23 protein-coding genes and 1 riboswitch are annotated in these 26164 nt (G+C 46.2%); of the genes, 22 read left to right on the top strand and 1 reads right to left on the bottom strand.

The window, feature by feature from the left end; translation table 11 throughout:
* The first annotated feature begins 8 nt into the window (after positions 1-8).
* The 20 genes from QBE54_RS00320 (at position 9) to QBE54_RS00225 (ending at position 22748) form a co-directional block, all read left to right on the top strand.
* A complete protein-coding gene (locus tag QBE54_RS00320; protein ID WP_369018370.1) occupies positions 9-2435 on the top strand; it encodes a formate C-acetyltransferase/glycerol dehydratase family glycyl radical enzyme in 2427 nt (808 codons plus the stop codon).
* 28 nt (positions 2436-2463) lie between these two features.
* Entirely contained in the window at positions 2464-3414 is a 951-nt protein-coding gene (locus QBE54_RS00315) for an ROK family protein (protein WP_369018369.1), read from the top strand.
* 105 nt (positions 3415-3519) lie between these two features.
* Positions 3520-4812, top strand: coding sequence for an ABC transporter substrate-binding protein (locus QBE54_RS00310; RefSeq protein WP_369018368.1), 1293 nt, complete (start codon positions 3520-3522; stop codon positions 4810-4812).
* Between the two features lie 56 nt (positions 4813-4868).
* The gene (locus tag QBE54_RS00305; RefSeq protein WP_369018367.1) at positions 4869-5741 is read left to right on the top strand and encodes a carbohydrate ABC transporter permease; all 873 of its coding nucleotides are present in this window, start codon (positions 4869-4871) and stop codon (positions 5739-5741) included.
* Between the two features lie 59 nt (positions 5742-5800).
* A complete protein-coding gene (locus QBE54_RS00300) occupies positions 5801-6559 on the top strand; it encodes a carbohydrate ABC transporter permease (protein ID WP_369018366.1) in 759 nt (252 codons plus the stop codon).
* An 18-nt stretch (positions 6560-6577) separates the two neighbouring features.
* A complete protein-coding gene (locus tag QBE54_RS00295) occupies positions 6578-7339 on the top strand; it encodes a glutamine amidotransferase (RefSeq protein ID WP_369018365.1) in 762 nt (253 codons plus the stop codon).
* Positions 7340-7382: 43 nt separating this feature from the next.
* Positions 7383-8297, top strand: coding sequence for a glycyl-radical enzyme activating protein (locus QBE54_RS00290; protein ID WP_369018364.1), 915 nt, complete (start codon positions 7383-7385; stop codon positions 8295-8297).
* Between the two features lie 42 nt (positions 8298-8339).
* Positions 8340-8561, top strand: coding sequence for a DUF2007 domain-containing protein (locus tag QBE54_RS00285; protein WP_369018363.1), 222 nt, complete (start codon positions 8340-8342; stop codon positions 8559-8561).
* Positions 8562-8614: 53 nt separating this feature from the next.
* On the top strand, positions 8615-9682 hold the full coding sequence (locus QBE54_RS00280) for a LacI family DNA-binding transcriptional regulator (protein ID WP_369018362.1): 1068 nt from the start codon (positions 8615-8617) through the stop codon (positions 9680-9682).
* Positions 9679-11016 (top strand): sugar ABC transporter substrate-binding protein, encoded by a 1338-nt coding sequence (locus QBE54_RS00275; RefSeq protein ID WP_369018361.1) that lies wholly within the window; start codon positions 9679-9681, stop codon positions 11014-11016. The genes QBE54_RS00280 and QBE54_RS00275 overlap by 4 nt, the downstream gene beginning before the upstream one ends.
* A 49-nt stretch (positions 11017-11065) precedes the next feature.
* Positions 11066-11953: a carbohydrate ABC transporter permease gene (locus QBE54_RS00270; RefSeq protein ID WP_369018360.1), complete on the top strand. Its 888-nt coding sequence runs from the start codon at positions 11066-11068 to the stop codon at positions 11951-11953.
* 13 nt (positions 11954-11966) lie between these two features.
* Positions 11967-12815: a carbohydrate ABC transporter permease gene (locus QBE54_RS00265; protein WP_369018359.1), complete on the top strand. Its 849-nt coding sequence runs from the start codon at positions 11967-11969 to the stop codon at positions 12813-12815.
* A 41-nt stretch (positions 12816-12856) separates the two neighbouring features.
* On the top strand, positions 12857-13246 hold the full coding sequence (locus QBE54_RS00260) for a YjbQ family protein (protein ID WP_369018358.1): 390 nt from the start codon (positions 12857-12859) through the stop codon (positions 13244-13246).
* A gap of 146 nt (positions 13247-13392) precedes the next feature.
* Positions 13393-14466 (top strand): DUF401 family protein, encoded by a 1074-nt coding sequence (locus QBE54_RS00255; RefSeq protein ID WP_369018357.1) that lies wholly within the window; start codon positions 13393-13395, stop codon positions 14464-14466.
* 34 nt (positions 14467-14500) lie between these two features.
* Positions 14501-14683, top strand: a riboswitch (cobalamin riboswitch).
* An 89-nt stretch (positions 14684-14772) separates the two neighbouring features.
* Positions 14773-15729 (top strand): ABC transporter substrate-binding protein, encoded by a 957-nt coding sequence (locus QBE54_RS00250; protein ID WP_369018356.1) that lies wholly within the window; start codon positions 14773-14775, stop codon positions 15727-15729.
* Positions 15671-16747, top strand: coding sequence for a FecCD family ABC transporter permease (locus tag QBE54_RS00245; RefSeq protein WP_369018355.1), 1077 nt, complete (start codon positions 15671-15673; stop codon positions 16745-16747). Before QBE54_RS00250 ends, QBE54_RS00245 begins: the two co-directional genes overlap by 59 nt.
* The gene (locus QBE54_RS00240) at positions 16740-18026 is read left to right on the top strand and encodes an ABC transporter ATP-binding protein (protein WP_369018354.1); all 1287 of its coding nucleotides are present in this window, start codon (positions 16740-16742) and stop codon (positions 18024-18026) included. The genes QBE54_RS00245 and QBE54_RS00240 overlap by 8 nt, the downstream gene beginning before the upstream one ends.
* A 71-nt stretch (positions 18027-18097) precedes the next feature.
* The gene (locus tag QBE54_RS00235; RefSeq protein ID WP_369018353.1) at positions 18098-19618 is read left to right on the top strand and encodes an Ig-like domain-containing protein; all 1521 of its coding nucleotides are present in this window, start codon (positions 18098-18100) and stop codon (positions 19616-19618) included.
* 59 nt (positions 19619-19677) lie between these two features.
* Positions 19678-21246: a diguanylate cyclase gene (locus tag QBE54_RS00230; protein WP_369018352.1), complete on the top strand. Its 1569-nt coding sequence runs from the start codon at positions 19678-19680 to the stop codon at positions 21244-21246.
* Positions 21246-22748, top strand: coding sequence for a hypothetical protein (locus QBE54_RS00225; RefSeq protein ID WP_369018351.1), 1503 nt, complete (start codon positions 21246-21248; stop codon positions 22746-22748). The genes QBE54_RS00230 and QBE54_RS00225 overlap by 1 nt, the downstream gene beginning before the upstream one ends.
* 4 nt (positions 22749-22752) lie before the next feature.
* On the opposite strand, the gene nth is transcribed toward QBE54_RS00225, so the two are convergent.
* On the bottom strand, positions 22753-23385 hold the full coding sequence (nth, locus tag QBE54_RS00220) for an endonuclease III (protein ID WP_369018350.1): 633 nt from the start codon (positions 23383-23385) through the stop codon (positions 22753-22755).
* Between the two features lie 67 nt (positions 23386-23452).
* On the opposite strand from nth, the gene QBE54_RS00215 reads away from it, so the two are divergent.
* Entirely contained in the window at positions 23453-24133 is a 681-nt protein-coding gene (locus QBE54_RS00215) for an LptA/OstA family protein (RefSeq protein ID WP_369018349.1), read from the top strand.
* A 14-nt stretch (positions 24134-24147) separates the two neighbouring features.
* Entirely contained in the window at positions 24148-26163 is a 2016-nt protein-coding gene (locus QBE54_RS00210) for a hypothetical protein (RefSeq protein WP_369018348.1), read from the top strand.
* Position 26164 lies beyond the last annotated feature (1 nt).

The raw sequence follows: 26164 nt of genomic DNA, 5'->3' as shown, positions 1-26164 counted from the left end.
TGAGCAAAATGACCCAGTCCGTGTTAGACGTTTTAGAAACGGGTTATACCATGTCAGAACGAATTCGCTCTATGCGTGAAGCATTGCTGGAAACAATACCTGAAGTTTGTATAGAGAGAGCTCGTATTTATACCGAAACGTACCAGCAAAATGAAGCAGACCCCCCAATTTTGAAGAGAGCTAAAGCATTAGCCAGCACTCTGGAAAAAATGACTATTTTTATATATCAGGACGAGCTACTGGTTGGCAACCAAGCTTCGAAACCACGAGGAGCACCCATTTTTCCTGAGTACTCCTGGGATTGGATCGTTAATGAAATTGATGAATTTCACCGCAGACCAGGGGACAAATTTCTCATCGACCAGAAAGCAAAAGAAATACTCCTCAAAGAAGTAATCCCTTACTGGAAAGGGAAAACCCTTTATGATAGAGCTACGCAAATTATTCCTGACTTTGTGCTGAAAGCTCAAGAAATAGGAGCTATTTCGGGAAGAGGGAACATCACTTCCGGTGATGGACACATTATTGTAAACTTCCCCAAGGTCCTGGAAAAGGGCTGGAAAGGATTGCTTGAAGAAACAATTGAAAAAAAAGAGTCTCTGGACCCCAGAGACCCTGATTTCATCAAGAAAAAGGTCTTCTATGAATCTGTAATTATCGTACTGGAAGGAGTAATAAAGTTTATAAAAAGATATGAACAACTGGCCAAACTGGAGGCCAGTGTAACCGAGAACCCGTTCCGCAAAAGAGAACTTGAAAACATTGCTAAAGTGCTTGACCGCATTGCAGAACGACCCCCAACCAGTTTCTACGAAGCAATACAGCTCACCTGGTTTGTTCATTTAATCACTCAAATAGAAAGTAATGGACATTCTTTCTCTTTGGGAAGGTTAGATCAATATCTCTATCCTTACTGGGCTAAAGATTTTCAGGAAGGAAAAATTGACCACCAGTTTACTGTAGAGCTTTTACAGAACCTGTTCATTAAGATGTTCACTATCAACAAAATCCGTCCCTGGGCGCATACCCGCTTTGGGATGGGGTATACGACCTATCAGAACGTAACCATTGGCGGTCAGGACCGTTCTGGCCGAGATGCTACCAATGAATTGAGCATTCTTATCTTAAAAGCTGTAGGGGGGTTACGCTTAACAACTCCTAACCTTTCGGCGCGCTATCACACCACCTCCCCGCGTTTTTACCTTGAAGAATGTGCCAGAGTCATCAGGTTGGGATTTGGAATGCCAGCTATGAAGAACGACGAAATAATCATACCCGCCCTCATGGAAAAAGGGGCCACCATTGAAGACGCAAGAGATTATGCCATTGTCGGTTGCGTAGAAGCTGCAGTTCCTGGAAAATGGGGATATCGTAACACTGGTATGTCTTTCCTCAATGCGTTAAAAGTACTCGAAGTTACCCTTTATGGAGGAAAGTGTCCTGTCAATGGTTGTTGCCTTCATACCACAAAAACACCCCAGCATTGCAAAAACTTTGAAGACTTTTATCAGGAATTTCGAAAACAACTTGCTTTTTACACTAAATGCGAAGTTTTAATGGATGCAGGAGCCGATACTGCACTCGAGGAACTGGTTCCTGACGCTTTTTGTTCAGCGCTGGTAGACAATTGTCTGGAAAGAGGCAAGAGCATTAAAGAAGGAGGAGCGGTATACGACGTGGTTAGTGGTCCTTTTTCAGGATTAGCCAACACCGCAAATAGTCTCGCTTCCATTCGTAAATTAATATACGAAGAACGCACTTTAACCTGGGAAGAACTGCTCACTGCACTGCGAGAAAATTTCGAAAGTCCATCGGGCCAGATGGTGCTCAAAAAAATACGCGATAAAGTCCCCAAGTATGGTAATGATGAAGACTATGTGGATGCGCTTGCTCAAAGAGTTATGGAAGACTACCTTTATGAACTTAAAAATTATCGTAATACCCGCTTTGGACGCGGTCCTATAGGCGGAAACTACTGTGGATCAACCTCGAATATTTCTGCCAATGTCCCCTTGGGTATGGCTGTTGGAGCAACCCCCGACGGGAGGAGAGCAGGAGAACCCATAGCTGAAGGTGTTTCTCCTTTCTACGGAACCGAAAAAAAGGGCCCCACTGCGGTGCTCAAATCGGTGAGTAAACTTCCCACAATTAAAATGATTGCTCAACTACTCAACCTCAAATTTACTCCCTCGGTACTTGCCAAAGAAGAGGGCATTAAGAAACTTATCGACCTGATAATCACTTTTTTCCGGGATCTTAAGGGATGGCATGTCCAGTTCAACGTTGTTGACGCGCAAACCCTTCGGGAAGCTCAAAAGAGCCCCGAAAAATATCGCGACCTCATTGTTAGAGTGGCAGGCTATAGCGCTCTATTTGTTGCTCTGGACCCCAAAACCCAGGAAGATATAATCAGGCGTACTGAACATTCTCTGTAACCAAATAAATAGGATACGGGTGATCGAATTGGCTCGACGCTGTGCACTGGGTATTGATATAGGCGGAACCAAACTCCGCCTGGGCCTGGTTACAGAAAATCTGGAAATACTAAAATGTTCTATTAGCGAGGAACACAGAAATTTTACCCCTGAGCAACTGGTCGATTTTATAGCCTTGAACGTAAGTAAATTATTGGAAAACTGCGGTAATATATTTATTGTGGGAGCTGGTGTGGGGTATCCCGGTCCAGTTGATTTCAAAAAGGGTTCTACATTTTCATATACCAATCTCCGTAACTCAGCCTGGGAAAAAACTCCTCTTAAAGAGTTTTTAGAGAAAAAACTTAAGATGCCAGTTTTGCTGGACAACGACGCCAACCTGGTAGGACTTGCTGAAATGCGCATCGGTGCAGGTAAAAACTTTACAAATGCAGTGTATCTCACCATCAGTACTGGTACAGGAGGGGCAATATTTATTGATCGAAAACTCTACAGGGGCTCCTTGGGAAGTGCTGGAGAATTCGGACACATGGTCGTTGATATAAATGGCTTCAGCTGCAAGTGCGGTAACACTGGTTGCTTGATGTCTTTGCTCTCGGGCCTTGGTCTCGAAGAATTTATAAATCGAGAACCCTTGTGCAAAAATCTTTTTTTATCTGATAGAACCCACGAGGATTGTGTAAGAAAACTGTTTGACCTCTTATCTGACCAACATCCCAAATTGCTGAAAGCGATTGAACCACTCATTCAATATCTATCTGTAGCCTTTCTTAACATAATTCAGATACTTAATCCAGAGGTTATCATAGTTGGCGGAAGCCTTGGAAAAAGGTTGGTCAATCTTTTTTCGCATGAGATAAGAACCTATCTCTCAGAGCACTTGCCAAAGGAGGTGATAGAAAACACGTATATTAAAGAAGCAGAACTTGGTGAATACGGTGGTGTAATAGGCGGTGCCATAATGGTTTTTGAATCATAATCCGGAGAAAACACAAAGCGTGAAATATTCCGGCACTGGCTCTATTCCAAAGGGTGTTGGTTCTTGTGTGATGCGTGAAAATTTGTATTTAAGGAGGAGAGAAGTATGAAAAAATTTTTGGGTTTGGTAGTGCTAATAGCCATCTTCCTGGCTTTTGGTGCTACTTTCTCTTTCACTATGGCCCAGGAAAAAGAAAACGAGTTCATCATTTTCCACTATTGGACAGCTGGAGGCGAAAAAGAAGCTATAGATGCGCTTTTTAAAATATACCAGGAGAGAAATCCTGGGGTAAAGATTGTGGAAAACCCTGTCGCTGGTGGTGGAGGAGAAACCATGCTGGCTGTTTTAATGAGCAACCTTGCGGCAGGGATACCACCAGATTCTTTCCAAGACCACCAGGGTAATCAACAAAAAGACTACATAGACGCAGGATATCTGGAAGCCGTCGACGATATCTGGGCCGAGACTAATTTCGAAGCACGTATCAATCCCATGTGGGTAAAAACTCTAAAATTTGACGGTCACGTATACTCAGTACCCATCAATGCACATCGCACTAACTGGTTGTGGTATAACAAAAAAATCCTGGAAGAAGTAGGAGTAAAACCACCCGAAAGTTACGAAGAGCTTTTAGAAGCCTGCAAAAAAATAAAGGAAGCCAAACCAGATGTGTCCCCTCTTGCCCTGGGTACTCGCGAAAAAGTATGGTCTACTTATCTATACGACATGGTCTTACTTACCACTGGTGGACCAGATTTTTACGAAAGAGCTAATACAGGGCAGATTGACTTTGCTAATGATCCAACTTTCCGGAAAGCCATGGAACGCTATGCAGCTTTGATTCCTTATATTTATCCCTGGCACGCTACTAAAAGCTGGGATGAAGCGGGAGCCTTGCTTAAAACCGGAGAAGCTGCCATGTACTGGATGGGTGACTGGATTCTGGGATATTACCTTAACATAGGCATGGAACCAGAAGTGGACTTTAGCGTAACAGCTATTCCTCCAAACGTATGGATGGGACATGCAGATACCTTCCCATTGCCTAAAGGAGCACCACATCCTAACAACGCCAGAGACTGGATACAAATGTGTACTACCCCAGAGGCCCAAAAAGCGTTCAATCTGATTAAAGGATCGGTAACCATTGTTAACGATGTGCCTCCAGATATATACCCGGATCCTTATCGCCAGAGAAGCGCTCGTGACCTTAACTCTCTGAGAGCTGTCTGTGACGGATTTCATGGCGGCATGATTACACCTGCTTTTGGAAGCGAGCTCATGGATATCTTGACCAAGTTCCTGGTTGATCAGGACGTTGACGCGGCGATTAGCGCTATAGCTGAAGCTGCTGAAAGAACAAATCTTGCTGAAGCTTGTAGCTGGTTCTGGAAGTAAAAAAGAGAACTTCCCCATGTCGGTAGAAACCGACATGGGGAAGGGAGGAGACAAAAATGAGGTATTATCGAGCTTCCGGTATCGCGTTCCTTATACCCATCATAGTTTTGATTGCCATTTTTTACAGCATGATTGTCTGGGACTTTGTGGCCGCATTTACCTTCTGGCAGGGTTTAAAACCAACCTGGAAATTTGCTGGTCTATATAACTTTTCCCGATTATTTGGCATGGAAAGGTTCTGGATTAACATCCGTAACAACATTTTATGGTTGCTTTTCTTTATTGGACCCACTGTTTTTGTGGGGTTCATCCTTGCTTACCTCCTGACACATCTTAGAAGAGGTGAGAGTATTTTTTGGCAAATATTTCTCTTCCCCATGGCTCTCTCTTTCATTATTACCGGAGTGTTATGGGCTTGGATGTATGACCCCAGTTCCGGCCTGATTAATTCTATTCTCAAAATGTTGGGAGTGAACACTTCGCGCCTGGGTTGGATTGCGCTTCCCAAAACAGCCATATACTGCATGATTGTAGCGGCTTTCTGGCAATACCTTGGCTTCGCTCTGGTAATCTATCTGGGAGCCATAAAAGGCATACCCTACGAAATGGTTGAGGCTGCCAGAGTAGATGGTGCTTCTCACTGGACGGTAGCATTTAGAATCATTTTCCCTAATGTAGGTCACGCAACTCTCATCTGCACCACAATGCTCGCTATAACCACAGTAAAGGTCTTCGACCTGGTCTGGATAATGACCAGAGGTGGTCCTGGAGTCAGCACCGAAATTTTACCCTACTTAATGTACAGACTCACCTTTGACTCTCGAGATATCGGAATGGGGACAGCCACGAGTATTGTCATTCTGGCTCTCTCGGCAGCTATGGTTATCCCTTATTCCATGTGGGCCATAAAAAAGTGGGTGAGGATATGAAAGATCGCACTTTTGTTTTAACAATCACCGTTTTATTATGTGTTATGGTTTTTCTCTGGATGATACCAATATACGCCATGATTAGTACTTCGCTCAAAACTCAGGAAGAAGTAGCTCTGCAAAAGTACCTCGTTCCTCCCCAAAAACTTCAAACCAGCAATTATGCCAAAGCTTTTGAAGCACTAAAAATTGGCCTCAGAAATAGCCTGATTATCAGTTTGAGCGCTACATTTGTATGTATTCTGATAGGATCCATGGCCGGGTACGCTCTTACTGGATTTAATTTTCGTTTCGCGACTTACCTCTTTTTTGCAATTGTTGTGGTAACTTTTTTGCCTTACCACGTAATCCTTATCCCCATAACCCAGTTCCTCAAAACCCTTAACCTTTTAAACACTTACTGGGGACTTATTCTGATTTACGTTATACTGAATGCACCAATGGCCACACTTATTACAGGAACCTTTTTTATGAAGGTCCCTCCTGATCTGGAAGAAGCCGCTATACTTGATGGATGCAAGCCTTTTAAATACTATTTAAAAATTTTGCTGCCGGTATCCTTGCCCGGTTTGATTTCGGCAACCATTCTGGTTTTCATCCAGATATACAACGAGTTTTTGCTGGGTATCGCCCTAACCAGAGGACCACAGGTCAAGCCGGTGATGCCCTTTTTAGCTGAACTTAAAGGTACTCAGATAGCCCAATGGCACATTCAAATGGCCGGTGCAGTAATCACCTCGATAATTCCTGTGTTGGTCTTCATTTTCCTTGGTAGGTACTTCATATCCGGCCTCATGGCTGGATATGGCAAAGGATGATAAAGGGGGTTGTTACCTTTGAAAAATCAGGAAACATTAAAAGTGCTTCTGGTAGGCGAAACCTGGATAGTATCGAAGTTTCACATAAAAGGTTTCGATGTTGTCCCATTGGGAGGATATGAAGATTTTTCTATTTACTTTAGAGAAGCCCTGCAAAAATATGCTGACCTTGAAGTAGATCATCTACCTAACCACCTTGCTCTATCCATGTTTCCCCAAACTCTTGAAGAGCTCAAAAAATACGATGTCCTGATACTGAGCGATGTGGGAAGAAATACTTTAACCCTTTATCCAGACGTTTTCAGAGTACCGATGGGCAAAGACAAACTAACCCTTATACGCGACTTTGTTGCCAAGGGAGGAGCACTGGTCATGTGTGGCGGCTGGATGTCTTTCCAGGGTTTCAGAGCTATGGCAAACTACCATGGAAGCCCAGTTGAAGAAGCATTGCCAGTTCATATTCAAACAACCGATGATAGAGTGGAAACGACCGAGGGCGTTAAACCCGAGATACTCCTTCCTGAACATCCAGCATTAAAAGGGATTCCCCTTCGAGAGTGGCCTCTCTTTCTTGGATATAACAAGCTGAAAGCAAAAGTTGGAGCCGAAACCATTGCCAAATTCGGCGAAGATGTCTTTATCGCTGTCTGGGAGTACGAAAAGGGAAGGAGTATGGCCTTTTCCTCCGACATGGCACCTCACTGGGGTACTGCTTTCGTAAACTGGCAGTACTATGCTCAATTCTGGTATCAGAGCTTAAAGTGGTTAGCTAAAAGATAACCAGTACCCTTGATTTTAAAACAAGGAGAAACACGAAAGACTTATGAAAGGAATCGTCTTTGACATACAGCATTTTTCTATACACGATGGGCCAGGGATAAGAACTACTGTGTTCTTAAAAGGGTGTCCTCTGCGCTGTCTCTGGTGCCACAACCCAGAATCCCAGAAACCCGAACCAGAAATAGGTTTCTGGCCTGAGCAATGTCTGGAATGTGGCACCTGTGAGAAAGTATGCCCTTACCATGCCTGCAATCTCCAAAATCCCCACCGGGTCAATCGTCAAAAGTGTACTCTCTGTGGCAAGTGTATAGAATTATGTCCGGTTTCTGCGCTCTTCATTATTGGAAAGGAAATGAGCGTTGAAGAAGTAATTGCCGAAGTGTCTAAAGACGAAGCTTTTTATAGCCAATCCGGTGGAGGAGTAACCATCTCAGGAGGAGAACCCCTCTATCAGTTTGAATTTGTCCGCTCTTTAACTCTTCGTCTAAAAAAGCTGGGATATCATATCGCAATTGACACTTCAGGCTATATCAGGGGTACACCGGAAGACCTGCAACGTCTCCTGGAAATAGCTGACATGGTAGACCTTGTGCTCTATGACCTAAAAGTAATTGATGCCCAAAAACATCTCAAATACACGGGTGTTAACAATAAAAGCATTTTGCAAAACGCCTTGCAGTTGGCCAGCCGGTACCCCTCAAAATGTTTATTCCGTTACCCGCTAATACCGGGCATAAATGATTCTCAGGAAGACATAGCAATGCTTACCGAGTTTCTCGCTTCCATCCCCAAATGTAAAATTGAAGTACTTGCCTATCATCGCTTAGGAATAAACAAGTACGCCCGCATAGGCAAAGTGTACGCACTCGAAAAGCTCCCTTTGCCAGAGCAAAAGCACCTGGAATCCGTGAAGCTCCAGATATCAAAGCTTTCCAACGTGCAATTGCTGGAAAGCTGAATTTGCGCTAATATGGAAAAAATTCTTTAATAGGGAGTGCCCATGCAATACCAGAAAGTAATGCTTGCTGCGAACCGGGTAGAAGCAGAACTCATAAAAGGGTATCTTGAAGCAGAGGGAATACGGGTAATTCTCCGCCCCTCCACCGAGCCTTACGGAGGAGAAGCCTACTTTGGAGATACGGGTCCCTTAGAGATATTGGTTCCGCAACCACTTGCACAGAAAGCTAAATTGATCATCAACGATATTCGCCCTCGAAAATAGCACTTTTAGAAAGTGTGGTATAATTATTAAAAATTCTCGTTAACGTTAACGTGATGAACGACCACAAGCGAAGACCAACCATAAAAGACATTGCCTCTTTAGCCGGGGTTTCCATTGGTACTGTGGACCGGGCGCTTCACAACCGGCGTGGGATAGACCCTCAAACTCGGCAAAGGATTTTGACTATTGCCGAAAAAATTGGTTATCGCAAAAACCGAGTAGCCAGCATTCTTACCAGAAAGAAACCTTTGGTTTTTGCAGCTGTCTTTCCACAAAAACTTCACTATTTCTACGATGACGTACGGCAGGGCTTCAAAGAGGCCATAGAAGCCCTACAGGATTTCAAAGTATACCCCCTGGTTTACAGTGTTGAAAGCCTGGGGCAGGGAGAAGAAAATGTTTTGCAAAAACTTCTCCAAGAAGATATTGATGCTCTGGTGCTTACACCCGGTCATCGCAGCAAACTGAACCCCCTGATTAATCAGTTTGTCGAAAAGAACATACCCGTGGTTACTGTGTCCACAGATGCCCCAGAGAGTAAGAGATTAACATCGGTTTGTGTCAACCCTTATCAAAACGGTGAATTAGCTGGCGAGCTGTTAGCTAAAATCGTTACCGGACCCCGGGTGGCCATTATGGTTGGTTCTCTGGAAATAGAGGACCACCGTCAGAAAGTGGACGGTTTCACCAATGCTTTTCTCGCTATGCACCCAGATGGAGAAGTGGTAGCGGTAGTAGAGAACCATGAAAGGGAAGAACTGGCTGCTCAAAACACGGAGGAATTATTACGGAAATACCCCGATCTTGCAGGAATCTATGTCGCCACAGCAAACTCGGTAGCTGTCTGTAAGGTACTTGCTGAGCAACACACGAACCACGATATCAAGCTGATCACCACAGATCTTTTTGAGGAAATGGTTGATTATCTCAAAAAGGGGGTGATACAGGCAACGCTTTTTCAAAATCCTTACCGTCAGGGATGGGAAGCAGTAAACATTCTTTTTCAGTTCCTAACCGAGAAACGGAAACCACCAACCCATCATTATTTGGAACCTGTGGTGGTAATGTGTAGTAATCTGGATTTTTACTATCCTCAATTCAAAAGGAGGGTCTTGAAATGAGCAAGAAATGGTTGGTTTTAGCCCTGATTGCCTTGATGACTCTGGTTGCAGGTTCGGCATTCGCTGGAGAACTCACCGTGTGGTCTTCACCCGACAATGCCGATGCTTTGTATGAACTTGCCCAGAACTTTATGGCCCAGCATCCAGAAGTCAGAATTGAAATAACTCCTCTTTCCTGGGAAGTCCTGTACCCACGTATCCTGCAAGACATAACCAGCAAAACCGGTGCTTTTGACGTAACCACTTGGGACTTAATGACTGCTGGAGCCATCGCCCCTGGATTTGTGGACCTGGAAGCTTTTGCCCAAGCCAATCCAGACCTGGTGGATCCCAACTTCGATGACGACGATTTTATTCCCACAGCAAGATACGTCTATGGTTACTGGCAGGACAAGCGCATTGGTTATCCTTTCTATGGAGCAACCATGTTCTTCTTCTATCGCAAAGACCTTTTCGAAAATGAGACACTTAAAGCCAAATTCCAGGCTGAATACGGAAAAGAGCTTCGCGTGCCCCAGACCTGGGAAGAAGCAAAAGACATCGCCAAGTTCTTTACCAAAAAGTTTAATCCCGACTCTCCCACTGAATACGGTATTGCCTTAATGTTCCCCCGTACCCACACTCTTTTCTACATGTACTTGAATTTCTTTGGTCCCTATCGCCGTAGCGAAGAGGGTATAGCCAAATTTGGAGAAGTGGATCTCGACTGGGGTGATTATTTCACTGCAGACCACAAGCCAGCTTTCAACTCCGAAGAGGGAGTAAAAGCCCTGCAAGATATGATTGAACTCATGCAGTACGCTCCCGACCCCTTGGGCTCTGACTACGGCGAAACTCTGGAAGCGTTTGCTAAGGGTAGGGTAGCCATGGTTCCCCAGTGGACCGCCTGTTTAGCCAGCTGGAAAGAATCGCCTGAGCTGCAGCCATTTGAAGAAAAAGTTGGCGTTGCAGTTATGCCTGGAGGTGCTCCAGTAAGCGGTGGCTGGGGTATCGGTATCAATGAAGCATCTGACAACAAAAAAGAAGCTTTCCAGTTCATCCAGTACGCAACCAGCAAGGAAGGCGACAAAATTCAGTGGCTAAAATACCGCATAGGTCCCACCCGAAAATCGGTTGTCTACGACCCTGAAGTATTAGCCGATTCGCCCTGGCTCAAAGACGCCTACATCCAGTCTCTGGAAGGCGCATCTCACCGTCCACGCATTCCTGAAGAGCCAAGGCTCGAAGACATCCTGGTTGGCACCCTCTCAGAAATTCTGCTTGGTCAGCAACCTGCTTCAATTGACACTCTGAATATGGTAGCCGAAGACTGGATAAAAACCCTGAGCAAATGAAAAGCGAACAGGTGGGGGCATGCATGCCCCCACCTGGAGGAGGAGAGTCATGCTTTCTGCTCTGCACAGAAGAAAAAGAATTGGCTTTTTCATGGTTCTTCCGTTGCTTTTACTTTTCATAGGACTGACTGTTTACCCTTTTGCCTACATGATATACATGTCTTTTCACAGATACACCCTTGCTTCCTGGGAAAAACCAGAATTTATTGGCCTCGAAAATTATAAAGAAATATTCCAGGACCGCACTGCTCGCTCCAGTGTTAAGTTTACCATCTTGCTCCTGGCAGTTGCCTGCCCTCTGGAAATAGTGCTTGGAATTGGTATTGCTTTCCTCCTTCGTGACTTTTTTGGAGAAAGAACATTCAGAAGTACTCTCCTGATTCCCATGATGGTACCTCCAGTTGTAGCAGGAATAGCCTGGAAAATGTTGTTTAACTTTGAATTTGGACCTATCAATTACTTCCTGTCGCTTTTGGGTGTTGACAGAGTTTCCTGGTTGGGCACTCAATTTTTTGCACAGTTGGGCATAATCCTTATCGACGTTTGGCAGTGGACACCTTTTGTGTTCCTGGTGATTTACGCAGGCTTACAATCCATACCTCGGGATGTGGTGGAAGCAAGCCTTGTGGATGGAGCCAGCGGATGGAGTGCACTTCGCTACATTGAACTCCCGCTCCTCAAGCCCCTCATCTGGGTAGTGCTGATTATTCGCCTAATCGATATTCTGAAAATATTCGACTTGGTCTACATGGTGACCTTTGGAGGACCGGGTTCAGCGACTCATTCCTACAGTTTTTATATTTATAAAGTAGGCATATCATTCGGATGGGACATTGGCTATGCCTCAGCCCTGAGCGTAATCCTTTTGATTGTAGTATCGCTTTTGACCAACCTCCTGATTCGCTTCCTGCGACTCAGAGAAGTGCTGGGACTCTGAAGGAGGAAAGACAATGAGGTGGCTCTGGAAAATTGCAAGAGCAGTGTTGGTAATCATAACCCTTTTCTTCTTTCTCTTCCCCGTATACTGGCTGGCAACCACAGCTTTCAAAAGGAGCGAAGACTGGTTTACCTGGCCTCCTTCCTTTTTCCCTCGCTACTGGACGGTGGGAAATTTCCTGGGTCTTGAAGGAGGATTTTTTGGGAGTGTTACCACAGCCATCTCCACCATCACCCCTTATCTCAGAAACAGCACCATAGTAGCGCTTTTTGTGGCTCTCATCTCAACCGTAGTGGCTGCACTTGCCGCCTACGCCATATCTCGCTTCAAAATAGGTGGAATGGGTTTTGTGTCCTGGATTATCTCCATCAGGATGTTACCACCAATCGCTGCAGCGTTGCCCCTTTACGTTATTTTCAGCAAACTGCATCTTGTGAACACCTGGTGGGCACTCATTCTATCTCATCTGGTATTCACCACTCCTTTCAGTACCTGGGTGTTGATAACCTTTTTCAACGAAATTCCCCGAGAACTTGATGAAGCAGCCTATGTGGACGGAGCAGGCATATGGCAAAGTTTTACCCGAGTAAGCCTGCCTCTCGCTGCTCCAGGTTTAGCTGCGGTAGCCACTCTGTCTTTTATCCAGAGCTGGGGAGAATTTCTGATGGCCCTGGTCCTCACCACCAGCAAGGACGCCCAAACCCTTCCCATCTATCTGGGACGCTTTATAACCGGGTGGCGTATTGCCTGGGGGCCTCTCGCTGCAGCCGGGCTCATCACCATGATTCCAGTAATCGTTTTCTCCCTTCTCATGCAACGCTACCTGATACGGGGCTTGACGTTCGGTGCAGTAAAAGGCTAATTTATATAGCACCAAAAAACCAAAAAGGGAGGGAAGTCGACTTGTTTAAAAACATAGTGCTTACCACCCGACAAAGAGAGGAAACCATAGACGTAACCCCCCTGATTGAAGAAGTGGTTCGAGAAAGTGGCTCTAAGGAAGCAGGAGTGTTCGTTTATGTCCCCCATAGCGATGCAGCAATTAACATTCAGGGAATTGCCCAAAGCCCTTCCTCCTCCAATCCTCCCCTGAACAGATTACTAAAGAAAGTCCTGGAAGAGGGCCAGGACTTTCAGACTCCTGAAGTGGGTGCTGCTTTTGTAGCTCCAACTGAAGTACTTATTGCCTTGGAGGGAAAACTCATGCTCGGCGAAGGACAACGCATCTATTTTTACGAATTCAATGGCCCCCGCCAGTGTAATCTCTACGTTCTGGTTATCCCCTCTGCCTGAAACACAAAAAGCGGAAAAATGCTGGCAGCGCTGAAAATAATTTGCATCTTTGTAGTTGTTCTTTTTTGCTCCAGAAGAAAATCAGTTTGGGATGGTCGCTCCTGGGTGTTTCTCTTTTTCTGCTGATTTTTTCGGGTTTTAACCCTTTGGGCTGGTGGAGGGTTGTTTCCTCCACCTTCTGGCCCAACCCTGACAACCTGGCACTGCTTTTAAGCGTTATTTTTGTAACCCTACTTGGAGGTACCCTGGCTCACAGCGGAGAACTCGATGTGTTAACCCGCTCAGTCCAGAAAGTACTCAAAAGACCTGAGCTGGCCGGGGTTATCCTTCCTTCCTTGGTGGGCATTTTACCCATGCCAGGTGGAGCTCTTTTCTCAGCCCCCTTAGTAAAAACAGCAGCTACACCTTACACCCAGGATGGAGATATATTGGCCTTTGCCAATTACTGGTTCCGTCACATATGGGAATTTTTTCTACCGCTTTATCCGGGAGTTTTGCTTGCTGCTTCCGTATCGGGCCTACCCGCTACCTGGATTATGGCCCACCATTTCCCTTTCTTCCTGATAGCAGCGGGAGCGGGCTGGCTCGCGGTAAAACGCCACCTTCAAATCCCCCTGCCCGAAAAAACTCGTCGATTTGCTCCGGATATGAAAAACTTGCTTTTTGTGCTTTTGCCTTTCATGGTGCCCGTAGCCAGCGTGCTTCTCGGCATTCCCGTCTGGATAGGAGCCATCCTGGGAATAGCCACTTTTTCAATAACCAAACGCCTCCCTTTAAAAACCCTTGGAAAATTTCTTGCCAGAAGCTTTCCCTGGGCAATACTTTTTGATGTAATTGGCGTACTGATTTTCAAAAACATACTCCTTGCAAATCAGGACATCGATAAAATGGCCAGTTTTCTAATTAGCAAAGATGTCCCGCTTCTTTTGCTGGGCATGTTGCTCCCCATGGTTACCGGCCTGCTTACTGGCTTAACTGCTGCTTTTGTGGGTATTGCCTTTCCTATGGTCCTTTCTTTTTTCAACGCCCAAACGCTCCCCAGTGTTTTTCCGATTCTCTACCTGAGTGGTTTTTCCGGGGTTTTGCTTTCACCCATGCACCTTTGCTTCATCTTCTCCTGTCGCTTTTTCGAAGCAAGTTTCAAGAAAGTCTACCGCCTGCTTATCCCGGCAACCTTGATGCTTTTCGCTTGGGGAATCATCTGGCTTATGATTTCCTAAAAAACTCTTTTTTTCTTTTGTGGTATAATGTAATTCAGCGTTGAGAGTTCTGGGTGGCTTTCTGCCTTAAAAGGGAAACCGGTGTGAATCCGGTGCGGTCCCGCCACTGTAACCGGGGAGCCTGCCGCAAAAAAGCCACTGGCCTGCAAAGGCTGGGAAGGTGCGGTAAGGCAAGGATCCGGGAGCCAGGAGACCTGCCCAGGACGTTCCCAACCACTCTTCGCGGAAAGAGGAGGTGGGATAATCAAGTGAAAGCCCTCCCTCTCCCCCTCCTCCTTCCCTAAAAGCGAGAAAGGGGGATTAACGGTGTACAAACGGTTAAAAATTTTTACCGTCTTTTTTGCGCTTTCTGTCCTGCTTTTTGCAAACATTGCATTTGGGCTCAGTGTAACCGATGACCGGGGACAGCAGGTTGAACTTGCTCAGCCACCAGCAAGGATTGTCTCTCTTGCTCCCTCCTGCACTGAGATGCTTTTCGCCCTCTCTTTATCTCAAAAAATAGTGGGCGTGACTACCTATTGCAACTTTCCTCAAGAAGCATTGAACAAAGAAAAAGTGGGCACCATAACCGAAGTGGAACTCGAAAAACTACTCTCTTTGCAACCCGACTTAGTGGTGGCATCTTCCTTGAATCCCCAGGAATTGCTTACCAGGCTGGAAGAATTGGGAATTGCGGTATACCTGGTTAATCCCCAAAACATGGAAGAAATCCTCTCTGACCTGGAAAAATTAGCCAAAATATGTGGCGTGGAAGAAAAAGGGGAAGCATTGGTACATAGCCTTAGAGAGCGCATAAAAAGGGTGGAAGAAAAAACAGCTGGAATGACGGAAGTCCAAAAACCTCTGGTGTTCCACCTGATTTGGCACCAACCTATCTGGACAGCGGGCAAAGGTACCTTCATTGATGAACTCATCGAAAAAGCGGGTGGCAAAAACGCTGCTTCAGACCTTGAGGGCTATGTAAGTATTGAGTTAGAAGAGCTCCTGCGTCGCAATCCAGATATTATAACGGTGGTAGAAAATCATGGAGATGCCCAGAACCTTCCCTATCAATTCCTCCTGCAGGATCAGCGCCTGCAAACCCTAAAAGCGGTCAAAGAGGGGAGAGTAGCCCGGGTAGATAGCGACATCGTTTCCCGCCCTGGACCGAGAATAGTCCAGGCACTGGAAATATTCGCAAAGATAATTCACCCTGAAATATTTGGTGAGTATCGTTTTGAAGACTACGAAATTCAATCCCAGACAGCAACCCAAGATAACTGAGCCGAGCAACACGACCAAAAGGTCATCCCAAAAGGTTTTCCTCTGGGAAGGAGGTCTAATAGTCGGCCTCCTTCTGAGTTTTCTTTTAGCACTTTCTTTTGGAAGAGGTCGCTTCCAAAGCGGTGACTTCTGGGCAATTTTTCACTGGCAGGACATCTCCCCCCTTCAGAAAACCATCCTTTTTCAGGTTAGGATGCCCAGAGTAACTCTCGCCACCCTGGTAGGAGGCGGTCTTTCCATATCCGGAGCAGTGCTGCAGGGTCTTTTCCGCAACCCCCTGGTCGACCCCTACGTTCTGGGAATCAGTTCCGGAGCTTCCTTTGGAGCAGTGCTGGCCATTCTCAAAAAATGGAATTTTGGTCTTTACGCAGTGCCTTTTTCGGCTTTCTCCTTTGCGCTTTTAACCACTTTTCTGGTGTTTTCACTCGGGCAGGTAAACCGGAAAACCCCGCTTGAGACTCTGCTTCTTTCCGGCGTCGCTGTGGGTTTTTTCTTCTCGGCTCTGGTTTCGCTTTCCATGTTTTTTGCCGGTCATGATTTGCATCAGATTGTCTTCTGGCTAATGGGTGGCCTTTGGAACCGGAGTTGGAGGGAAGTAAAAATGGTTTTGCCATTTTTGAGTGCGGGAATACCCTTCATGCTCGCTTTCCACAGAGAACTGAACATCATGCTGCTTGGTGAAAAAACAGCAGAAAGCATGGGGGTGGATATCGAGCGGGTGAAAAGGTGGCTGGTTTTCGCTTGTTCCCTGGTGGTGGCAAGCTGTGTGGCAGCAAGTGGCGTAATCGGGTTTGTGGGGTTAATAGTTCCTCACATAATGCGCCTGCTATTTGGCCAGAATCACCGCCTGCTCCTTCCTTTTTCCTTCCTGAGCGGAGGAATCATACTGCTTTGGGCTGATACCGCTGCCAGAAGCATCCTTAATCCCGTGGAGCTTCCAGTAGGAATTATCACCAGTTTGCTGGGAGCTCCCTTTTTTATCTACCTTCTTCGCAAAAGGAAGAAACTCCATGGGTGAATACCTTAAAGCCAAAGAGCTTTCTTTCTACTACGGCTCCCTGCCTGCAGTCCGCAGGGTGAACTTTGGAATAGAGCGAGGAGCTTTTGTGGGCGTGCTCGGCCCCAACGGCTCCGGAAAAAGCACCCTGTTGTCCCTGCTTGCCGGCCTACTGGAACCCGCTCAGGGGAGGGTGTACCTCGAGGGAAAAGACCTGCTCAGACTGCCGCGAAAAGCCAGGGCAAAAAAAATTGCCATGGTCTTCCAAAACTTTCCTGACCAGCTGGAGCTACCTTGCCATGAAATAGTAATGATGGGGCGTTTTCCGCACTGGCGGAAATGGCAGAAAGAAAGCCTTAGGGATTACCAGGTCGTAAACAGAGCCATGCAACAAACTGCCACCCTTCACTTAGCGGAACAACCCTTTGCCCAGCTTTCCGGGGGAGAAAAACAGCGAGTTATGATTGCCAGAGCTTTAGCCCAGGAACCAGAGCTTCTCCTGCTTGATGAGCCAACCAGCCACTTAGATATACTTTACCAGCTGGAGATTATGTCTATACTAACTCAACTTAGAGAGCAGGGAATTACCATTCTATGCGTTCTTCACGACCCCAATCTGGCAGCCCAGTTTTGCAACCAGGCACTTTTCATGAAAGAGGGGAAAATATTCGCTTTTGGAAAAATTGAAGAAGTTATGAAAAGCTCCGTTCTCAGCGAACTGTTTGGCGTGAAATTCCTGGAGGAAATCCACCCCTACACCCTGCGACCCTTTTTCATACCGCTTAGTATAAGCACTCCGCACAAACACCCCCTGAAAGTACACCTCATATGTGGCGGAGGCAGTGGGAAACCTCTGTTGAGATTGCTCCTACAAAAGGGTATAGAAGTCAGTGTGGGAGTGGTAAACCAGCTTGATGCTGATGAAGAAGCAGCCCGCAAGTTGAACCTTGAAGTAGTAACAGAAAAACCTTTTTCCTCTATCCAAAAAGAAAACCTTGAAAGAGCAAAACAAATAGCCATGCAAAAAAACTTCGTAATCATTGCCCCCACCTTCTGGGGAGAGGGTAATCTCGCTAATTTAGAGATGGCTCTCTCTCTTCAGGAAAAGGGTAAAAAGGTCCTTCTTTTTGAGGAATGCTTTGATGTAAAATTCGACTTTACCGGCGGCAAAGCAAGGAAATATCTGGAAGCGCTTTGTAAAAAAGGTGCCCTGATTTTCAAGGACCTGACCTCACTTTTTGATTACCTGGACGAAAGCTCTGCACACCCCAAAATAGAGCGGTTCTCACCAGAAGCATAAACTCAACGGAAAAACCAATGATTAATGATATAATAATGAAACCAATGGTAGTTCAGAAAGGAGAAATAATTATGAGGGGAAAAGGTTCTTTCTTGATTTTTACGTTTGCGGTGGTGTTTCTTTTTCTGGCGGTAGCACCTGCCCAGGGCAGAGTATATATGAGGTTTAATCTAAATCCCAATATCTACATCACCATTCCTCGCAGTCCTGCCGTCAGTATTAGCGTGGACCGTGGTGAAGGGGCAACCTATTATGTCGGTGATCCCATTACCATTCGCTACAGTGTCGATCGTCAGGGTTACGTCAATCTGATTGACTACTTACCAAATGGTGATGTTAATGTCCTGGTGCGCAACCAATACTTTGGCTCCGGTCGAACGGAAACCTACCGAGGAACAGTGTCTGGACCAGCGGGAACGGAGAGGTTGGTCATTCTTTTCACCCCCACTCCGGTCAGCGAAGGTGCACTGCAAGACTTTATCCAGAACCCTCACCAGGCGGGACGTATTTTCACCCGCTACGCTGTAAACAGGACTCACTTCAACGTGGCTATGCGCACTCGGGGAACCGTACTCACCCTGCAGCCTTCCACAGCAAACGTAGCACCGGGAGGAACCATTTCTATTAGAGCCAGTCTCAGCGATGTTTCTGGAAACCCTCTTCCGGGACGCAACATAAACTGGTCAACAAGTTCTGGTTCCCTCAGTAGCTACCAAACAGTGACCGATGCCCGAGGAGTAACCAGCGTTACCTTCTATGCACCTCGCACTCCTCAGGTAGTTACCATAAGCGCCAACTTTAGCGGAGAGCATGGTCTTGCGCCAACTTCTTCCTCGGTGGAAATAGAAGTCGTTTCCGTTCAAGCAACTCCCATTCTGGAAATAAGAGCTGATTCGCTTACCCTTCAGCCAGGCGAGCGGGTAAAAATAGACGCCTATCTGAGAAGACCCGACGGCCGTCCCGTTTACGGGCGCACCATTTACTGGAGCGCCAGCATCGGTTCTTTAAGCACTTCATCAGTCATCACCGATTCTCTGGGCAAAGTCACCGTTTATTACACTGCTCCCCGGGTTTACGAAAGCACACCCTTTGAAATCACCGCCGAATTTAGAGGAGCCCCAGGGTTGAATCCCACCTCTGCCACAGTTTCAGGAATGATCGAAGTGTCTGTTCCTGAAACACCAACTGTTGGAATGTATTATGTAGATTTTTCGGGAAGGTCAACCCAACACAACGTGCTTGACCTCAATTTTTCCGGCAACATAGCCAGCAACTACACACTTAACGGCACCCAACTTCTGGAAATGGACTATCGAGATTATCTGGAGTTTTCTTTTCCAATAGAGTTCATACCACAAAAGGCCAAGCTTCTCTGCTGGCTACAAACTGACGAAGGAGCAAAAGTGCGGATATATCTCAACGGCAACTTAGTGAGCAGTGCCACCCAAAAAGGAATCATGGAACCCTCCGATTACAAAAGCTTCACACTCCAAGAACGCTGGTTTGAAAGTGGCCAAAACACGTTGCGGATTGAAGTAGAAGCACCGCGAGGTAGCTTTGCAAGAATACAGAGAATACTTATAATTTTGTAAAGGAATTAAAATGGGTGCGGAAAAGGGGTGGCTTCCCACCCCTTTTCCCGAACAAAAAGGTGTTCGTAGACAGAATCCATTTAGCAGAAATTCTTGAAAAAATAGAAGCTTTTTCTTTTGTAGTCGATGTTGATACCTTCCATATTCTTTACGCTAACCCCGCGCTCAAGCAAAAGTTGGGAGAAAACCTGGAGGGAGAACTCTGTTATCGTGCACTACGAAGAAGAGAAAAGCCCTGTCCTTCCTGTAAAAATCAATTGCTATTTTCACCAGATAACCCGTCCAGGACTTACTTCTGGCGCACCTATAATCCCTTACTCAAAGCCTATTTCCGACTTATCGATTTCGGATTTGAGTTCAACGGCCAGCGTCTGAAACTGGAAATTGCTTTCGACGTCACCCAGGAAGAAACACTGGAGCGCGCTCTCCACGACCTTACCCACCTTTTTCTCTCCTTGCACGGCGATTATTCAGAAAACGTGAACCAGGTACTTTCCTTTGCTCGCAAGCTCTGGAACGTCAAGGCAGTAGCTTTAAAAGACTCCCAGGAACAAATTTTTCTCAGTGCCTGTCCAGAGCACGAAAAAGAGCTTAAAGAACTCGAAAAAATCCTGAGAAACCCCCCGGAATTCTCGCTACATCGCAGATTACTTAGAGGAGAGAAAGAAATCATCCTTCTTAAGTCGGGGAAAAACGGAATCCTGGCCATACTGGGCAAACGAGATAACCACTTTGCAAAACTAAGACGTACCATGTTCCTGATACTTCGCCTCTTGCGCCAGGAAGAAGAAAGAGAACGCACCAGAAAGCGTTTCCACACCCTGGTAGAACACAATCCGGATGCCATATTTATCGTGAACCAAAAAGGAGAAATACTTTTCACCAACCAGAAGGCCAGGAATTTGCTCGCCCAGGCAAGCAACCGTCAAAAAAATCCTACCATAATTTCGCTCCTTGACCCGGTAACCTGGGAAACCCTGCAAGCGCATGCCTCTGAAGACCAGATTTTTGGTTGCGAAGTAACCATAGCTCCTGCACCCGAAAAAATCCTCCCTTTTGAAGCCAATATATCCATTCTCGAAAACCTGGATGCCCCTTCTTATTTTCTATCCCTACGTGACATCCGAGAACGCAAAGAATATGAAAGGGCCCTCCTGGAACTTGCTTTCAGAGACCAACTAACCGGCGCCTACAATCGCCATTTCTTTGAAGAATACATGCAAAAAGAGTTGAGCCGCTGTAAGCGCGAGCAGTACCCCCTTTCCATAACCATGATTGATGTGGATCGCTTTAAGGAAATCAACGACCTCTACGGACATACCTTCGGTGACGAAGTGCTGCGTATGGTCGTCTACACCATAAGAGGAAACGTCAGAGCAAGTGATGTAGTCGTGCGTTATGGAGGCGACGAGTTTATCGTGGTTTTACCCCATGCCTCTCTGCAGGATGCACAGGCTGTGATGCAACGAATCAAAGAAAAACTCCAGGGCAGCCAGATTATGGGTGAACCATTCCCTCTCTCCATCTCCTATGGAGTCTGCGTTTTTGACGGCCAGAAGGATTTGCCTCAACTTCTGCAGGAAATCGACCGTGCCATGTACAACATGAAAAGGGAAGGAAAGAGATAATGCCTTTTGTGCGGGGGAGAGCTGTCCTACCCAAAGAATCTTTTTTCACCAGTGAAAATCCCCTTCGCTACCTGTCTCAATTGGAAAACAAGCTCGACGAGGAAAAAGCGCCCCTGGCCTTTGCAGAAGTCCAGGCCATACTCCCTCCTTCAAGCGATGTGGTAACCAGGGGGCTAACTAACGAAGACGGGGATTTCTTCTTGCGTGTACCCTCTGGGGAACTGCTGTTAATTGAGTTTCGCTGGAAAGGCAAACTCCTGCTTATTGACTACGTTCCACCCCTTTCTGAAGAAAGAATGGACCTGGGAACGGTAGACGATTTCAAGGCGGCTTGCGCACTGGTAAATCTTGAAAACCTCCTGTGGGGAAAAAGCCAGCAGTCCGCCAACCAGGAAACACTTTATGCTTTGAGTAAAAGAATAGAAAAAGCAATTTCCAGCGGAGAAACCCTTGAAGAATTGCCTGAAGTGCAGCGACTTTTTGGCTCCTTTCGGGAATTAGCCCGTTCTTTCGACCCCCTGGGAATCATCGAGGACTACCAGCTCCATTTTTTGCCTGAGGAAAAATCGCTGAAAATTTCATTTCACGCTCCACGAGCCCAGAAAGTCAACCTTTATTACCGCCCCTTTCGCTCCAGGTTCTACAGGGTCATACGTGCTGAAAAAAACAAGGGTAACTTTTTTCTCCGCAATCTCAGAGAGTTTGAAGGCTATCTCATATACCTGGAAGCGCTGACTCATCAGGGCATCCTGGCCCACACCCCACGCCGTTCCTTCAGGGTACCCCTTTATCCAACCAGAAGGTTTATCAGCCTGCAGGGACACCAGGAAGGACCCATAGTCTCTACCCGGATGGAAGTAAGTGGTAAAAGACTGGAAAAGGTGAGTGGCAAAACTCTGCTGCTTGAAACCATGAAAGCTTTACAGAAAAATGCAGAAATTGAAATGGATTTCAACTTCTATGGTTCAATGCTGCTTCCCCGATTTCTGGTCAGGGAAGGCTTTCAGGACTTAGAATTCAATCTCTATTTTCCCAATGAAGAAACCTTCCTCCTTGGACCTCTTAATGAAGTACCCGGTGTACTCCTCAAAAGCCCTTCCTGGGAGGAAATAAAATCCTGGTGGCAAAAATTCACCCCCCACTTCCCAGAAAGAGGAATGCTGGAAATAGGTTTTGGAACCCCCTTTGTAGAACTGATTGGCTACCGGGAAGGAGGATATTTTCGACTTTTCTCAAACACCGACTTACGAGAGAAGGTGCTGATGGTTTCCTGCTATCAGCTCAACTCCCTGGACCTACCCCTAACCACCTTCTACTGGGGCAAGCTCCGTCTTTTTGGAGAAGGGCTGTTCAAGAATTACCAAATTGATGTACTTTTAGAAGGAAAATTTGAAGAGAATGGAGAAGACAATCTGCCCGCTGACGCACAAACTATTAGAGGCCACATAACCCTGGAAGCAGAGTTAACCTTTCTCAAAAGAAATCAAGCTTCTCCCCTTTAAAACTTCAGCGATTTTTCTCGAAAAAATCACACCATCTGGTAACCGGGCATTGTTCACAGAGGGGTTTTCTGGCCTTGCATACTCTGCGGCCAAGAAACCCCAAAAGATGGGAGGCTCGTATCCAGCGCTCCTGGGGTATCTGAGCACAGAGTTCCATCTCAATTTTTTCAGCATCGTTGCTTTTTGCAAGCCCCAGTCGTTGAGCTACTCGGGCCACATGGGTATCCACCGGGAGAGCTGGAATTGAGAAGGCATTGGCAAGCACCACGTTCGCCGTTTTTCTGCCTACACCGGGAAGAGTTACCAGTTCTTCAAGGGAGGCAGGCACCTTTCCCTCAAATCGTTCCACCAGAACCTTTGACATTTCTTTAAGGAAACGCGCTTTTTGACGAAAGTAACTCACCGTTTTTATCGCTTCTTCTATGGCCTCAAGAGGCGCTTCCGCCATGGACAAAGCATCGGGAAAACGCTGAAAGAGGTGAGGAGTAATTTGGTTCACCCGCTCATCAGGAGCCTGAGCAGCAAGAACGGTGGCCACAAGAAGCTCAAAAGGATTTCGAAAGTCGAGCAGTAGCCGGGCATCGGGAAAAGCAGTTTCCAGAGTATCCAGAATGGAGTTCGCTTTACTTTCGGACACGGTTTCAACCCCCTCTCCTTCAAGAATGATATAATAAAAAACACGCTTGACAAAGGAGAGGTTTCAGGTGTTCAAATTACGCTACAAATTGACGGCTTTTTGGATTATTTGGGTGCTGTGTCTTGCCTTTTTGGGTGCGACAGCTTTTGCACAGGAGGAAACGGGACAAAAAAGGGAGGTTCTTCTGGAGCGAGCAGATAAAATTCAATATGATTCCCAAAAGGAGACCTTTCTGGCCCAGGGCAATGTGGTGGCAGTGGAAGGGCAAAACCGGATTACCTGTCAGGAACTGGTCTTTAACCTCCAGGAAAACACGGGAATCTTTAGCGGTCAGGTAGTGGTAACCAGAGAAAAAACCGTTATCCAGGCTTCCCGAATGGAAGGAGACTTTGACGAAGAAATCTATCTATTCAGTGGAGAAGTGCTGCTCAAAAAAGAAAGAAGTAATGAAGAAACTACCTACATCATATGGAAAGCGTCTCAACTCTCTTTCAATGGTGAAACTGAAGAAGCCTGGAGCGAAAACGGAGCAGAAATAACCTGGAAAGAAATCAGCCTTAAAGCCGACAAAGTCTTTTATTACCCTGAAGATGAAGCTACTCAGCAAGAAGAGCGCATCGTGCTTGAAGGAAATGTTCTGATAACCGAAAAAGAGCGCGAAATCCAGGTAGAAAAAGCTACTTATTACCTCGACTCAGAGGTGCTGGATGCAGAAGGGGTTATAAAAGCAACTTTTGTCATCGAGTAAGCAGGGGAAAAAATATGACCCTCAAGAAGCTTTGCTATCTGGCTCTATTTGTTGTTTTCTCCCTTCTGGGAATGGTTAGCATATCTTTCTCCCAGGAAGAGTCCGATCGCATAGAGCTAACTGGAGAACGGCTTATCTACCATCCCGAAAAAGAGGAAGCCATGGTGGAAAAAGGTACCATTCAGCATGGAGAATACACCATAGAAGCTGATTTCATCAAAATCCTCTTGAAAGATAAAAAGCTTTTTGCACAGGGACATGTTCGGGTGAGAACCGAAGACGAGGGTTATCACGCCCGGGAAATTGCTTACAACTGGGCAGAGGACCAGTGGATGCTCTATGGAGTACGCTCTGACCTGCGGGGAGAAGGAATTGAAGGAACTGTTTACTTCCGCGGCGAAGAAGTAGAGCGAACTCCTGAGGAAACAAAAATCGAAGGCGCTTTTTTTACAAGCTGCGACCTTGAAGAACCCCATTACCACTTTGAAGCTCAGAAAATAATCATTTATCCCGATAAAAAGGTAGAACTTTTTCGGTTTTCATACTGGGATTTTGGAAGAAAACTGTTCACCCTTCCTTACTATGTCATTTTTCTGGACCGTAAAGAGCAACTTCCTTTTCTACCTTTGCTCGGGCACTCCTCAAGCAGTGGCTACTACCTGAATTTATTCTACAACTACTTTGTTAGCGACGGCTCTTTCGGCACCGTGTACCTTGACTGGTGGGAAAAAAGTGGCTGGGGTTTGGGAGTCCGCCACTTTATAGAGCATGAAAAACCCAAAGAGACTCTGGAAGGCTACCTTTATTACCGCGACAAGCCAGAAGGGTCCAGAGATTACCTTAAAGGGAGCCTGGATTACTACAGAGAGCCAAGTTCCGACGCCTCATTGACCCTGGGTCTTGATTACCTCAACTATCAAGGCAGCGACCAGGATACTTTTTCAGGAACCTTTTCCTTCGCTCAGAAAAAAGAAGATTACTCCATGAAGCTAAATCTTGACTACGACTGGAACCTGGCTTCTGAAGAGGACCAACTCAGAGCAGTCCTCAACACTTCCTACCAACTTGAGAAAAACCTCAATGCCAACCTCAAGCTGGATTACTCTCAGGACCACCAGTGGGGGGAGTTCACCGACCAGGAACTGGACTATGAGCTTGCCCTATCTCACTCCCAGGACCCGTACTCTTACAAACTGACCTATACTGGCTTTCTGGATCTGGATCAGGACCTCTACACCGGTGACTTTGGAAACCGGGTGCTCAAAGAACCTGAGCTTAGTATTTCTCGAAAAAAGGAACAAATCGGTCAGTCTGACTTTTATTACCAACCCTCGCTTACCATTGGAAGCTATTTCGAGCAAGCAACTGGTGTGAAAGAAGAACGGATTCGTTTTTCCCTAAAAACCACTGGAAAAAGTGAGCTGGGAGAAAATACCACTCTCGAGCCAGTCATTCTTTTCACTCAGGATTTTTATGGTAACGGCTTCGCTCGCTACACTTACGACGTGGAAACCAACCTCAAGCAGAGTTTTGGAGAACACACCACCTTGAGCTTGGGCTACGGCTTCGGCGGATATGATGGAGCAACTCCCTTTCGCTTTGACTACACCACCCGGAAAACCAGTTTTCTGGACCTGAGCCTGCATTTTGCAAAAGAGCCCTGGGAAGTGAGCTTCAGCAGTGGTTACGACTTTTTGGAAAAGCAATTTCTGGACGGCATCATCAACGTAAGCTATACTGAAGACTCCAACCATTCCGTGGAGCTCCGTGCAAATTACGACTTTGAAAACAGTGAATGGGAAGGCATGGTCTTTGAAATCAGCTGGCCACTGGGTAAAGAATGGGCGCTGGACTGTCAGGGAAATTATGATTTCAGCTCCCACAAAATAGAAAGCATTAGGGTGGGCTTAACCAGAGATCTCCACTGCCGGGAAGTTACTCTTTTTTACGACCAATCAAAAGACACTTTCTGGATTGAATACGCCATAAAAGCTTTCCCTGAACACAAATTCAGCCTGGGAGGCGAATAAA

The sequence above is a fragment of the Thermatribacter velox genome, assembly GCF_038396615.1.
Lineage (GTDB): Bacteria > Atribacterota > Atribacteria > Atribacterales > Thermatribacteraceae > Thermatribacter > Thermatribacter velox.
Note: the sequence above shows the minus strand (reverse complement) of the source record. Positions and strands in the feature narration are given on the sequence as shown.

Excerpts from the sequence above, each read along its gene's own strand:
- QBE54_RS00320 (WP_369018370.1), top strand. The coding sequence starts at position 9 with ATGACCCAGTCCGTGTTAGACGTTTTAGAAACGGGTTATACCATGTCA.
- QBE54_RS00310 (WP_369018368.1), top strand. The coding sequence starts at position 3,520 with ATGAAAAAATTTTTGGGTTTGGTAGTGCTAATAGCCATCTTCCTGGCT.
- QBE54_RS00305 (WP_369018367.1), top strand. The coding sequence starts at position 4,869 with ATGAGGTATTATCGAGCTTCCGGTATCGCGTTCCTTATACCCATCATA.
- QBE54_RS00300 (WP_369018366.1), top strand. The coding sequence starts at position 5,801 with ATGATACCAATATACGCCATGATTAGTACTTCGCTCAAAACTCAGGAA.
- QBE54_RS00290 (WP_369018364.1), top strand. The coding sequence starts at position 7,383 with ATGAAAGGAATCGTCTTTGACATACAGCATTTTTCTATACACGATGGG.
- QBE54_RS00285 (WP_369018363.1), top strand. The coding sequence starts at position 8,340 with ATGCAATACCAGAAAGTAATGCTTGCTGCGAACCGGGTAGAAGCAGAA.
- QBE54_RS00280 (WP_369018362.1), top strand. The coding sequence starts at position 8,615 with ATGAACGACCACAAGCGAAGACCAACCATAAAAGACATTGCCTCTTTA.
- QBE54_RS00275 (WP_369018361.1), top strand. The coding sequence starts at position 9,679 with ATGAGCAAGAAATGGTTGGTTTTAGCCCTGATTGCCTTGATGACTCTG.
- QBE54_RS00270 (WP_369018360.1), top strand. The coding sequence starts at position 11,066 with ATGCTTTCTGCTCTGCACAGAAGAAAAAGAATTGGCTTTTTCATGGTT.
- QBE54_RS00265 (WP_369018359.1), top strand. The coding sequence starts at position 11,967 with ATGAGGTGGCTCTGGAAAATTGCAAGAGCAGTGTTGGTAATCATAACC.
- QBE54_RS00240 (WP_369018354.1), top strand. The coding sequence starts at position 16,740 with ATGGGTGAATACCTTAAAGCCAAAGAGCTTTCTTTCTACTACGGCTCC.
- QBE54_RS00235 (WP_369018353.1), top strand. The coding sequence starts at position 18,098 with ATGAGGGGAAAAGGTTCTTTCTTGATTTTTACGTTTGCGGTGGTGTTT.
- QBE54_RS00225 (WP_369018351.1), top strand. The coding sequence starts at position 21,246 with ATGCCTTTTGTGCGGGGGAGAGCTGTCCTACCCAAAGAATCTTTTTTC.
- QBE54_RS00210 (WP_369018348.1), top strand. The coding sequence starts at position 24,148 with ATGACCCTCAAGAAGCTTTGCTATCTGGCTCTATTTGTTGTTTTCTCC.